The following is a 12,810-nucleotide window of genomic DNA, read 5'->3' on the forward strand; positions in this document are numbered from 1 at the left end:
CCGTCCCAATCCGCTTGTCACCGGCTGATCTCGTAGTACATGGTCTTCCAGTCAGGGCCGATGGTGAAGCTCAGCTTCCCGTCGGCCCGTTGTGCTGGAACCTCACCGAGCACGCTGCCGTCTGCGCCGATGGCCTTCACGGTAAGGCCTTCGACACCGGTTCGGACGGAGATTCTCCCGCGCACCGGGTCGATGAGAATCGGCCCGGAACCGTCGGCGACCTTCTTCTTGCGCAGCAGATTGTATCGGAAGCCTGTATTCTCGGCCCTGCCCACCGCGGCCAGAAGCAGTCTGGAGGATTGGGCGATGGGCTCGTCCGTGAGCGAAGACAAGGCGATGGTCGCGAAGTTCGTCGCGCTGTCCACTGTCAGGTCACTGGTCTGCTGCGGGCCGGCCTCCTGCAGGAAACCGAAGACCGCCTGGCTGCGGGGCGAATCCACCTTGCCGACGCGGTCCGCGATGTTGCGGCTGATCTGGCCCGTATCCGAGACACGGACATCGTCCGGAACTTCCGATGGCTCACTGCATTCGACCACCCGGTCATAGCCCTCGGGCCGGGTGAAGAGCGCGGTGTCGAACCGGGTAATCTCCGACAGGCCGCGGTATGCGGGGGCGTTCCAAGGTCCGGGTGACTGGGCACTCACCGCCAAGCTTTCAGGAATGTGGATCGCCACCTTCTCGCGGGCCGGGTCCACGTCGCCCCGCCGGTAAATCAGCGCGCAGTGGGCGAACAGGCCGAAACGCGCGGGGTCATTGAAAGTCTCGAAGGCTCCCGAAATCCGATCGATCGGCACCGCGGAGCTATGGCGGTACGTGTAGACTGTGAGCCCGTTCCAGTCTTGGAATGCGGAAATCGCTGCGATCCAGACGGGCAGTTCGGCGCGCCATTCATTGGGCCACGGCTCGTCCCACTCACTCACGAAGAACGGTTTGCCCACCACCCGCTGGAATCCGAGGCCATCAAAGATTGTGCCTCGCGAGGCCACCATCGGGTTGTTGCCGAAGGCGCCCTCGGAGCTGGGGTGGTTCCAGTAAGCATGCGAATCCGTGTAGTCCATGTCCCGCAGGGCCGCCAGCAGTGCGGCATTGCGGGTCCAGTTGCTCCCCGTCATCGGCACGCGCACCCCAACCTCGTTCCGCAGGTACTGCTGCATCTCGAGGTAGTAGTTGCGCTGCACCTCCACGAGAAAACGCATCAGCTCATTGGTCTTCACCTGGAAGTTGATGGGCTCGTCGGGAAGCTCGATCTGCTGCTTCTCGGCCCACTCGCGGTACATGGCTTCGAAGCGGGTGCGGTACGGTTCCAGGGTCACCTGCTGGGTGAACAGGTCATTCTCGTTGGCGAACTCCATGAGCGCGATCGCCGGGTCATCCTTGTAGGCTAGCCCGGTATATGGGTTCACGTGGGTCCACAGGTTGCGCGAGAACTCCTTCTGAAGCTCGATCAGCCGCGGGTCGAAGTTGGAGTAGGGCTTTGCGCAGGCGTCAAGCTTGTCCACAGCATCCACTTCGTCCCCGGTCTTGAAATACCGGTTCACAAGCTGGTCGAGGTAGATGTAGATACCCTCGCGCTTCAGGCAGTAGATGAGATAGTCGAAGCGGTCCAGGTTCTCGGCGTCGAATGTGCGGGTATTGTCCACGTCCTTCGGGAAGAAATGGCGTTCCGACCAGGGAGCGTCGGCATGGTGAGTGCGCACCATGTTGATGCCGAACTGCGCCAGACGCCGCGCGATTTTCTCGGCCTGCTCGTGGCTGGGAAAGTTTGCGCCGGCGGAGAAGCACGTGCCCCAGAAGCGCACTTCCTCTCCGGTGTCGGCGAACACGAACTTGCCGTCACGGACAGTCACGAAACCTTTGCTTCCGGCGGGCTTGTGGTTGAGGAAGGACACATCCACCGGCGCGGAGTCCCAGGGAAGCGTGTATGCGACCCAGTCCGACGTATCCGTTTCGCTGGTAGCCAGCGCCTCATTCAGGATCACCTGAAGAGGGGTGTTGAGGCGAAAGGCGAAGGTGCGCTGGACGTTCTCACCGGCCGGGACTTCCTCACCCTGCTCACCCCGGCGGAAGTTGAAGCGGAACTCAACCGTACTGCCGCCCCAGCCTCGATTGTCCTGGATCAGGAGGTTCGAGGGCTGGTCCACGTCCAGCACGAAGCCGGTGTCCTTGCCCGGCGCCACGGTGACTGAACTGACAGGGCCCGCGAAGAGGGTGTTGTCTCCATGCTTCTCGGGGATAGTCAAGGTCTTCTCTCCGTCGGGTGTGGAGAGGAGGACCGCCGCCCCCTGGTAGTCGTCGAGTTGCGCGTTGAATGACACCTGGTACCCGTTCAGGCGCACCGCCTGAGGAAAGCTGAGTCCATACGAGAGCCCCAGTGCACCGTCCGGACGTGCCTGGGCGGTCTCCTGGAAGACCATCGTCGCCCCGGCCGCACCGGGCACCGCAAGCGCCCCCGTGACGAACCTGTTTCGGTCGTCGCCGGACACCTGCACCTGTGCTTGTTCTTGCGAGGCGTAGGACCAGCCCACACCGTGGATTGCCACGAACACGTCGAGAAGCGCATTGTCCCGGGTGCCTATGCGCACCTGCCCCTTGCTCTCCAGGAGGGCGAAAGGCTTCTCGGGGTCAAACACCGCCGGCGGGTTGATGGCATCCACGATTGCGGCCACCTCCGAGGTATTCGCGATGAGGACACGGAACGAGCGGTCGGCAATGAGTGCTGGGCCCACTTGTGCGTTGCCGAAAACGTTGAAGCGCACCTCGTAGTCGCTGGCTCCGTACACACGATTGTCCTGCACCACCACTTGGGCTGTTGCAGCGGATGCGATGACGAAGCTCTTGCCTTCTCCGATCTCCACGGAAAAGGCGCAGGCGGGACCGCTCAGGTTCAGTGATTGCCCCTGTGCCGGGAGAGGCTTGCTCTGACCGGTGCGCCAGAGGGTGGCTTGCCTGCCCTGGAAACGCGCCGCGGGCAGCATGAAGCTGATGTAGGCTCCCTGAATCTCGGTGGACTCCGTGAAACGCAGGGAGTAGTCGGCCTTGAGGGCTTCGCCATCCTGCGTCGCCGTGACCGAGTATGCCAGCCTCCCGGCCAGTTGCGCCGGCAGCCGCACCGCGCCGCGCACCGTATCGCCCTCGCGAGTAGCGCCTTCGGCCTGGGTCTCATTGTTCGCACCGGCCCAGCCCACGGCGTGCATGTTCACGACTGCGCGCGCCAGTGGTTGGCCGTCGGAGACCTTGAGCACGCCGGTGTCGGTTACTTCGAAACTCATGGGCGCAGCGGATGCCCAGAGGGTTGCGAGCAGGACGAACACGGCGATGAACCTGAACATGATTGTCTCTCCTGTGCGGCGTATTCGACGGCGAAAGCTGTCTACCAGCGCCCCGAGGCGAAGGGCCTGCCGCTCCCTGCGACGATGCGGATGACCTGGCTGCCGAAGGAGGGCAGGTCAATGGGCATTCGCAGTGCACCGTCTCGTGATTGCACCGCGATCTCTTCGCCTGTCATCGCGTCGAAGGCCTTATAGGAACCCCTCGGAACACCGAGCTCCAGCGTGCCCTGGCTCGGCCCGAAGAAGCTTACCGCAAAGACAAACAACTCATTGCCATTCCGGGTTCGCATACTCACGTCGAAGAGCGATTCCTGGCGACTTTCCCCCGTGGCATCCTGCTCTGATGTCGCTGCGAACGTCCACTGGGGCTTCACGCCAGCGCCCCGCAGGGCCTCCAGCCACAGGTTCATGCCGGCGATGCCCGGCACTCGCGACCGGTGGGTGGGCCCTATCGCTGACAGGAACCAGTAGACCTGACCCCTGCCCAGGGGGACCCGAACCACCGCCGGACCACCGTTCTCGTCGCGGTGGATGATTTCCCCGCGCCCGGTGCGCAGGTTCCTGACGACGCCCCGGGCGGGTGCGGGTTCACCGGAAGCGCACGGGATGGTGGTTGCAGTGGGCTCGAAGGCGTCGAACGCCAGCCCCCAGCGCTTTTCGCCGCCGCCGGGCAAATGGGTGTAGGGTCGGTAGTTCTCGTCGAACAGCCCCAGCGGACCGTCTACGATGACCGTGCCGCCGGAGCGAGCGAACCGGGCGATCTTCTCCAGGGAACTGTCACGGATCACGTGGCACCAGGGGACTATCAGAACCCGCTTGCCCCTGAGTCGGTCGAGGCCCTCGTCATTGACGCAGTCTACCGGCAGGCCGTTGCGTTCCGTCAGCCAGTACGCGCCATTGTGCCCCAGCACGCCCGCTGCTTCCCAGGTTGCCCCACCGGTCTCCAGGTTATTCGCCAGGGACACATCGTCGCCCATGAAGAGAGCGACGGGTGTCTCCCGGGGCTCCAGCGAGTGGTAATCATACTGCTGGTCGAAGGTCTTGATGTCCGCACTGAACCGCTTGAAGGAAGGGTAGGTGGGGTAGGGCTTGCGGTCCTTGTCGAACAGCCCGAAGACCAGTGGGAGATTGGCGCGTATGCCCTCATAGTAGTAGTTGTAGGTGAAGTAGGTCATGAGCGGGTAGCCGCGTCCCAGCAGCCACCAACCCTGGGCCTCGGGGAGAAGCTCCGGCGAATTGTCCTGCACGTAGAGCTCATGCACCATCAGTGGCTTGCCCCGTGAAGCGAAGATAGAGGCGTTCATGTCGAAGTTCAGGAACAGTTCCGCCGCGTAGCCCAATGTGGTGGGCATCTCGCCCGGCAGGTACAGGTCCATGCCGCCCAGGTCTGCGATCTCGCCCAGGCTGAACAGCACGTGGGTCTCGAAATTGGGCCAGCAGGGCTGCTCGCAGACATCCACCTGGTGCTCGTTGGTTTCGTGGAAGCTCTCGGCGAAACCCGCGTACCAGTCCACCAGCACCGCATCATGCCACCGCTTCCAGCACAGGGCCCGGGGTCGGTCCAGCTCGAACAGCCTGCGCCAGCGGGCGGTGTTGTCCGAGGGCAACTCCATCGCTACCTTCATGATTTTCAGGCGCTCGGCGGCCTCGTCCACATCTGCTGGACTGCCCAGCTGCTCCACCTGCTCCCACTTTGTGTAGTTCGATCCCCATGCGGCATTGAGCGTCGCCAGCGACCCGAACCGCGCCCGCAGGTGGTCGCGGAAGGCCTCGGTGCAGGCCTCGCAGTAGCAGGGCGGGTAGGACAGCCCTTCGCCAGCGATGGTCTGGGCCACCACGGCGGGGTTGTGACGCATGTACTCGCCGAAAACCCGGGCATTGTGCTTCATCCGGGCCAGTTTCGCCGGATCTGCGCACACTGAGCGGTATGAGATCGCCGGACCATTCCAAGCCTTGAACCCGTGGGCGAGTGTGGCGGACATGATCTTGTCGAACTGGTAGGCATTCCCCGCCCCGGCCATGCGCAGGACGTTCACGCCATCGCGCTCCATAGGGATCAGCCAGGACTCGTCGTCCATCGCCGATGTGTATGCGGCCGCGACATCGCACATAGTCCGGCAGTCCTCGCCATCCGAGGTGTGCAGGCGGAAGCGATTGAGCACCGTGAGACGGCCCTCTTCGGTGGCAGTGAGGGTCACGCGGTAGCTGCCGGGCTCCAGGCAACATCCCGTCGGCAACGCCAGCGTCACATCCGCTCCGTCGGCCAGTTCGAGCCGTGTCTGTGCGCTCCCCAAGAGCATGCCGTCGGGGTGCTCGACTTCGGCCCGCAGGTCGCCGCTGAAGCTGCGTCCCAGGCCATTGGCCGCACGCAGATCGATTACCAGCGGCCTTCCTGACAGGTAGATCACGGGGTGGGGATGGGCCGGTTCAACCCGCAGGCCGCTCCGTTGAGGAAGGTTCGCCCGGGCCTCGCGCATGAGCGGGCCGGTTCCGGCAAGCACTCGCAGGGCCCAGGCCTGCAGATAGCCCTCCTCACGGGGCAGGCGAACACGCTGCTGCTCGCCGGGGAAGAGGCGAATGCCCTCGTCGATGACTGTAGACGGCACCGCACCCGCGATGAACCCCTCTGTCTCGAATCCGATGGGCATCGGCCCGTACAAGGGTGCAGGCGCGCTCTTACCGGGCTCCCAGCGCTGGACCGTGATCGTTGCCGGCGCTTGCCCATTGTTCCGAATGTCCAGCGCCCGGGGGTGGGCGATGGTCGCCGAGAGCTCGGGGGCGCTGGTGACCACGGCTATCCGCGCCACTTCGTCCGCGGTGAGGCGCGTGTTGAACAGCTGCAAGTCATCAATCTGCCCCCAGAATGGGAAGCCGCCGCCGGGCGTGTGGCAGCCTACTCGACCGGGCCAGCCGGCCTCGAGTTCCGTCGGGGCAAAGGCCCCGTTTCGCTCACCCACCTTCTTGCCGTCGAGGTAAAGCGTGGCACCCTGTGCGCTGTCCCAGGTCATGCACACGTGGACCCACTTCTCCTGGCTGAGCGGGTTGTCGATCTCCATCACTCCGGTGAGCCAGGGCTTGGCCTTGAGCTTGCCCTCGTGCAGGTAGATGGCGATTTCGTATCCGTCCACCTGGGTATTCCCGGTCTGTTTCATGAAGTCGATGAGGACCCGGGTGGTCTTGTCCGCGCCGGGGTCAAATCCAGCTTTCGCGCGCATGGCGATGGTGCCTGCGGTGACCTGGTGTCCGAAGAACGAGACGGGATTGGGGAGATAGAGCCCGTTTCCACCGGTGCCGGGCAGGCTCAGGACACCGCCTGCGCTGGTGTGCCCGGTTACTACAGCGGGCCAGACCGTCATCCCAACACTGTGCCCGAGGTCGGCCGGGTCCTCGAAGTCGTACCAGGTGGCCATGGGCGGCGGAGCGGGGAAAACAACGGATGGAATGAAGATGGCGAATGTGACCATCAGAAGGCGGACGTAGCGGACCATGGTATTAGCTCCGATCGCGTGTCTTAGCCAGCATCGAGGAGATTCGCCCGTTCTCCCTGCATCTCCTGCCAGCGCTCTCCACCGACACACTCGTGCGAAAGTCACCATCAAAGTCCACAGTAATATAACTTTTGGAGATGAACCTTTTGGCCCGTAGATTTGTCAACGAGAGTCACGGACCTGCAAGCGGCGCTTCAGCGCCACCGGTCCGACAAGTTGCCAGAAGGCAGCTATTCGGAGGGCGAACTGCATGAGGCGTGGATTCACTTTGATTGAGTTGTTGGTTGTCATCGCGATCATCGCGATCCTTGCGGCAATCCTCTTCCCCGTTTTCGCCAGGGCTCGAGAGAAGGCGCGACAGTCCAGCTGTCAGTCGAACCTGAAGCAGATCGGTCTGGCCTATGCCATGTACTCCCAGGACTACGACGAGAGGATCGCTCCGAACTCGATTGGATCGGCCATGGGCACCGTCTGGGTCCCCGGCTTGCTCCAGCCGTACATCAAGAATACCCAGATCTGGGTCTGCCCGTCATACAACACCCTGCAAGCCACTGCTGCCGTGGGTATCCAGGGCGCCACGAATTGCGCCTGCGCCGGCACCTACTACCGCCTGCGCGGCGGGTATGGCCCAAACTACGGTGACACCAGCCGTCTCAACCCCTGGCCCGTTCCCAGCGGCCGGAAGGAGTCGGACATTCCGGCGCCATCAACCACGCTTCTCGTGGCCGACAGTCACTGCGTCGTGGCTTCTCCCCCGGGCGTTTGGCCCTCCGATGGGACCCAGACCTCAGGGAATCTGCCCTACAGCCTGCGTCACAATGAGGGCGCCAACGTCCTATACTGCGACGGTCACGTCAAGTGGCAGGGATACGGCGGAATGGAGCCGTGTACCCTCGGCGGGCCGGCCAAAGGTATGTGGACCATCACCGAGAACGACTAACCGACCACCGGCCGACCACGCGCGGCATGGCGCCCGGAACCTGGAGGCAGGTTCCGGGCGCTGTTGACTCCGACCAAAGAAACCGCAGGCACATCTGGGCGTTCTGTATCCAAGAGAACCGGGCCGGGACTTCGGGGAACGCGCCCGCGAGTTTCTTGCGCTCGGTTCTTGCGGAGTGTATACTGCATTCTGTAGAAGTTTGGGCCGAGAATGAACACAGAGTTGAACCTGGCCCGAACGGATCAGGCCTCGCGAAGCCACAACCGCGCGGGCATCGGGGACGGATGAGATGATCGAGTGTCCGGATTGCGGCGCACAGAACGCTGATAACAGCACATTCTGCATACGCTGCGGCACCCAGTTCTCGGCGCCGAGAGGCCTTGGCCCCCTGGAGTCTCCCCGCCAGGTGGATCCGAGCCGGCTTGTGGATGAGGCCGCCGAACTGTACGCCGCCAACCAGTTGGATGACGCGGCCGAAGCCTGCCACGCTGCTTTGGACATCGATCCGGAGCTCGTATCCGCCCGGGCGCTTCTCGGGATGATCGAAGAGGACCGCGGAAACTACGCCGCGGCGCTTGCGGAGTACGAGGCGGTCATCCGGCTCGCCCCGGAGCGCACGGCGGAGCGCGAGAAAGCCGACCGCATGCGGGCGCTTGTGCGGCGTGAGGCCGGACCGGCAATCCCCGAAGAAGAGAACCGGCTGCGGCGCTACATGCCCGCGCTCATCGCCGTGGGTGCCGCGCTGGTGGTGCTGCTCGTGGGCGGGCTGATCATCTCGGCCGGCGCGCGAGACCGCGCTGACGACACTGCCGCCCTTGACGAAGGTCAGTCCGGCGGCTTCCTCTTGCAGGAAACGAGCCCCCAGGTCGGGCAACCCGCGGCCACCGGTGAGGGCGTGGAATCCCTCAAGACAGGCGGCGGCGTGATCCCGACGACACCGATCGGTGCGACGATCCAGGACCAGACGGCCCAGCAGAAGCCCAACGCCTATCAGCAGGGCCAATCGAACAGCGGAGGTGGCGGGCGATCGCGCACTGCCTCGGTGGAGCCGATCCCCCTGCCGCCACCCACCGTTGACAGCAAGCCCCAGGGCACGGGCCCGCTGACCACCCCAGCGCCTGAGCCGGCGACCACACCCACACCCTCCATACCGGCGCCATCGGCTATCGGGCCGCCCACCGCAAGTGAACCTGAGCCCTTGCCCCAGGAATCCCGGGGTAAGGTGCGTATCTGGGTGGGGGATGACTCGCCGGCGCCTGTGAGCGGGAACCGGGGCGGGGGACAGGCTCCAACTCAGGGCCAGGGTTACCAGGGGCCTTCTCTGTCCCAGCGCGAGCGCTGGTCCGTCAACAGCCGAACCGGCGCGACGGTGACGACTCGCTCGGGCAGCGCCATGGACAGCGATGGAAGCGGCGGCCCCCGGTTCGCCCCCAAAACCCAGTCGAGCTCCGGCGTTGGAGGGACAGCAGGTCGCCTGACCGCTCGCGCCGGTAACGGCGGCAATAATGGCGGCGCTTCCGGACTTCAGTATCAGCCGCGCGCAAGGCAAGGCGGCGGGTACACCGGCTCAGTCATGCCCACCCAGCGAGATGAGACCAACGGAGCTCACGTCCAGCCGCGCAACTACCACGGACCCTCAACCAGTGCGGCCACCCGCCAGCCGGCCCAGACGCGAAGTGCGCCCGTTGCTACTTCGGCCCAGGTGCAGCGCCTGGCGGGAGTGACTCCGTCTCAGCAGGGCGGGTCTTCCGCAGGCAACGGGGCGTCAGGCTCCACAGCATCGGCTTTGAGGGCCCAGGCGCAGCGCGCCCAGGCATCGGGCAACAGCCAGCAGGCCCGCTTGCTCTACAAGGCCGCCATCGAGGGCTACGCTCGCGAGGCAGCAGCCAATCCCGCCAGAGCCGCTTCCAGCCGCAGTGCCATTGACAGTTGCCAGCGATCTCTCGATGCCCTGGATGCATCTCAATGAGGATCCAGTTGCACGTGTCATCCCTGTTGCTTGCGGCCATCCTGTGCGGGCCCGTGATTGCGCAGCCCGATGCTCCGGCTGCCGTTGGCGAAGCCGACGCTGAAGGGGCTCCGGCGGTTGAGGCACAGGACCCGGCGATTGCCCTTTTCACAGAGACGGAAACGGCCGTTGTGGGTGCCTTGGCGAAAGGCGAGTACGATCGGGCACTGCTGGTGGTTGACGGCGCGTATGCTCGCGGCCTGCCTGCGGCCAAGGTTCACCTCCTCAAAGCGCGCGTTTACGCTGCAAAGCAGGACCTGGCTGCGGAGGAGCAGCAACTGCGCGGCGCGCTGCACCAGGACCCGGCTCTGGTGGAGGCCTGCCTGCGGCTCGCGGCGATCCAGGAGAGCAGGGGATTGTGGCTGGAATCGGCCGACCTGTATCGGCAGGCCATCGCATCGGCACCGGGGCAGGCGGGGGCGTACCTGAAGCTGGCGCGTCTCCTGCAGGAACGCGAGCGGCTCCAGAACGCCATCGAGGTGCTGTTGGATGCGCGTAAAGCAATCCCCGATGACGTGAACGTGCTTTTCGCCCTGGCGAGCGCCCGGGAATATGTCGGGCAGTATGAGCAGGCCCGGGTGGACTACCAGCAGGTCGCCAGGATGGACACGGGCAAGACCCGGCTGGCCGCTCTCATGAAGGTGGGGGATATCAGCGTCAAACTCGAAGACTATGGGGTTGCGGTGGGCTACTACCGCGCCGCGGTGGCGGAAGGCGTAATTCTCACCCCGGAGTCATACGGCCGGGTGGCTCTTGCGACCGACCGGGCCATCTGGAAGCTGTTCGATGACCAGTGGCGGCCATTCCAGGACTATCTGGACAATAAAGACCCCGCAATGGAGCGCGAGGAAGTCTACCTTCGGGCCACAGAGGCGCTGGCCGAATGCAATGAGATCAACGCATTCATCGATTCCGTCCATGCGCCCAAAGCCATGGCCGCGCTTCATGCCCAGCGGCGGCTTCTATACAGCCTGATTTGTGAGACGCTGGTCAATGCCGTTTCGTACCTGGACACCGGCGACGCGGTGCTGGCGCAGGACGCGCTGGACCGGCGACAGGATGCAGACCTGGCGAAAAAGACCGTGGACCAGGGAGCAGCAAGTCCCGAGGGCTGAGTTCGCCACCCGATCTCCGAGCCCTGGTAACATCCGCGGGATGGTGCTCACGCCATGCTGAAACATGACTGGATGCGCAAGCGCGACCGGCGTACCCGACGGTTCGGACAGGACGGCCTGTCGGAGCAGGATGACCGCCTGTTCGACGAAGAGGCGTCCCTGGACGCCGTGCTGGGCCTGGGCGAAGACGACCACGCCGAGGTGGCTCTGGAACAGGAGCCCTGGCCGACGGAGGTTGCTGCGACCTGGGAAACCGATAGTTCCGCGACGGACGCGGCCGGGGAGGATGCCGCCGAAGTCCCCCACGCCAATGTTGCGGCAGATTCGGAAGACGCGATGACGCCTTGGCCCGAAGACGTGCTCGCGGACCAGGACGAGGCACCCGAGCCTGCGTCGGACGATGAAGCGGAGAACGAGGAAATGGAAGCGCCCACCGTGGCGGCTGAGCCGCCTGCGCCAGAGCAGGTGGAGCCCGCACCGCCCCGCGATGATGTGCGAGCGGTGGTGGAGCGCCTTGATGTGCCCGTACAGAGCTTGCGTGACCGCCTGGAGCAGGTGCTCGCGCGCCAGGCACAGCTGCCGCTGGACATTGAGGCGCGCCAGGAAGTCTCCGAAAAAGCCGCCTCCAGTCCCCGTGAGCGCCGGGATGAACTGGTTCAGCGTCTCCTGGACCCCACTCTCAACCTGCATGAGGCCGCGGTATTGCTGGGCGTGTGCCGTACTACGGTGCGCCGGTACACGGACCGCGGCCTGTTGCGCTGTTTCCGCACCCCGGGGAACCAGCGCCGGTTCAATCTCTCCGACATTCTCGACTTCATGGAGCGCCAGCAGCGGGGCGAAATCTGAGCCCCGATACGCCAATGAACGCCCCTTCGATCGACTGTATCCAGGTCGTGCCTTTTCCGACCGGCACCGACGCCCCGGCATATCTTGTGCGCGTTCAGACGGGTGCCGGCGCTTCCGGCGTGGGAGAAGCGTGTGACGCGCCTTTGGACGAGGTCTCCGAAGTCGTGGAGGAACTCGCCGTTCAGGTGCTCGGGCGGCCTTCAGCCAACCGAACCGCGATCTGGCAGGCGATGTGTGGTGCGGCGGGGGACTGGGAAGGCCCGCCGGACGTAATGTCCGCCTGCTTGTCAGCGCTGGATGCCGCTATATGGGATGCCTGGTGCGCATCCGTCGGGCTTCCGTGCGTCGCAGTGATGGGCGGCCGAACCCGCTCAGCGCTGGAGATTTGCCTGGACTGCGGGACCCAGGTCGAGGATGCGAAGGCGGCCCACGCCGAGGGTGTGCGCATTTTCGCGCTTACCGTCGACCCGCGAGATGATGCCGCCGTGGCACGTGTGAGCAAGCTGCGAGGCAGCCTCGGACCCCAGGCTCTCTTGCTTCTGCAGTGTCCGACACCCGCTGCCGATGTGGACGAGGCCGTTGCGTGGGGGCAGATTCTCGATCGTCTCGACCCGTACTGGGTCGAGGGCCTGCTGCCCGACGGCCAGTGGCGCGAAATGGCGCAGATACGGGAGCGGATCGCGTCAGCCACCGCCTGCGGCTCACAGACTATCGGCTACAAACGATTTGTGCGCCCGATCGAGGGCGCGTGTGCGGACATCATCACTCCCCGCCTGGACTCGGTAGGCGGGCCGACTGGCGCACTCTCTCTCTCCGTGATGGTGGGCATGCGTGGCCTGCGCATGAGCGTGTTGCCTGGGTCTACACCAGCGTCGGTTCTCGCGGCGATGCATATCTCTTTCGCGCGGCCAGAAGTCTACCCGCTGCGCATCACCCCATCTGCGCTGGAAGCCTTGCGCCGCGCACTTCCCGGTGCGGTCCGTGATGGGTTCCTGCACCTCGGCGATGAGCCGGGTTGGAGCGGAATCGCAGACCTTGCCGAGGGGATCGAACCTGTCGCCATTTTCGAGGCCTGAGTGAGCCC

Annotated in this window: 7 protein-coding genes; 5 read left to right on the forward strand and 2 right to left on the reverse strand. The window is 64.7% G+C overall.

Annotation, left to right across the window (positions count from 1 at the left end; translation table 11 throughout):
* Window positions 1-17: 17 nt before the first annotated feature.
* Entirely contained in the window at window positions 18-3,329 is a 3,312-nt protein-coding gene (locus HPY44_01890; protein NSW54740.1) for a hypothetical protein, read from the reverse strand.
* Window positions 3,330-3,370: 41 nt separating this feature from the next.
* Entirely contained in the window at window positions 3,371-6,817 is a 3,447-nt protein-coding gene (locus HPY44_01895; GenBank protein ID NSW54741.1) for a beta-galactosidase, read from the reverse strand.
* A gap of 250 nt (window positions 6,818-7,067) precedes the next feature.
* Between HPY44_01895 and HPY44_01900 the strand changes: the two genes are divergently transcribed.
* From HPY44_01900 to HPY44_01920, 5 genes are all read left to right on the forward strand, one after another.
* Window positions 7,068-7,757: a DUF1559 domain-containing protein gene (locus tag HPY44_01900; GenBank protein NSW54742.1), complete on the forward strand. Its 690-nt coding sequence runs from the start codon at window positions 7,068-7,070 to the stop codon at window positions 7,755-7,757.
* Between the two features lie 289 nt (window positions 7,758-8,046).
* The gene (locus HPY44_01905; GenBank protein NSW54743.1) at window positions 8,047-9,726 is read left to right on the forward strand and encodes a zinc-ribbon domain-containing protein; all 1,680 of its coding nucleotides are present in this window, start codon (window positions 8,047-8,049) and stop codon (window positions 9,724-9,726) included.
* Entirely contained in the window at window positions 9,723-10,880 is a 1,158-nt protein-coding gene (locus HPY44_01910) for a tetratricopeptide repeat protein (GenBank protein NSW54744.1), read from the forward strand. Before HPY44_01905 ends, HPY44_01910 begins: the two co-directional genes overlap by 4 nt.
* A 54-nt stretch (window positions 10,881-10,934) precedes the next feature.
* The gene (locus HPY44_01915; GenBank protein ID NSW54745.1) at window positions 10,935-11,726 is read left to right on the forward strand and encodes a helix-turn-helix domain-containing protein; all 792 of its coding nucleotides are present in this window, start codon (window positions 10,935-10,937) and stop codon (window positions 11,724-11,726) included.
* A 14-nt stretch (window positions 11,727-11,740) separates the two neighbouring features.
* Window positions 11,741-12,802, forward strand: a complete 1,062-nt coding sequence (locus tag HPY44_01920) for a hypothetical protein (protein ID NSW54746.1) — start codon at window positions 11,741-11,743, stop codon at window positions 12,800-12,802.
* Window positions 12,803-12,810 lie beyond the last annotated feature (8 nt).

This window comes from Armatimonadota bacterium (assembly GCA_013314775.1).
GTDB lineage: Bacteria > Armatimonadota > Zipacnadia > Zipacnadales > JABUFB01 > JABUFB01.

What these genes read in the sequence shown, in the direction of transcription:
- HPY44_01890 (NSW54740.1), bottom strand. Translation starts at nt 3,329, where the DNA reads ATGTTCAGGTTCATCGCCGTGTTCGTCCTGCTCGCAACCCTCTGGGCA.
- HPY44_01895 (NSW54741.1), bottom strand. Translation starts at nt 6,817, where the DNA reads ATGGTCCGCTACGTCCGCCTTCTGATGGTCACATTCGCCATCTTCATT.
- HPY44_01900 (NSW54742.1), top strand. Translation starts at nt 7,068, where the DNA reads ATGAGGCGTGGATTCACTTTGATTGAGTTGTTGGTTGTCATCGCGATC.
- HPY44_01905 (NSW54743.1), top strand. Translation starts at nt 8,047, where the DNA reads ATGATCGAGTGTCCGGATTGCGGCGCACAGAACGCTGATAACAGCACA.
- HPY44_01910 (NSW54744.1), top strand. Translation starts at nt 9,723, where the DNA reads ATGAGGATCCAGTTGCACGTGTCATCCCTGTTGCTTGCGGCCATCCTG.
- HPY44_01915 (NSW54745.1), top strand. Translation starts at nt 10,935, where the DNA reads ATGCTGAAACATGACTGGATGCGCAAGCGCGACCGGCGTACCCGACGG.
- HPY44_01920 (NSW54746.1), top strand. Translation starts at nt 11,741, where the DNA reads ATGAACGCCCCTTCGATCGACTGTATCCAGGTCGTGCCTTTTCCGACC.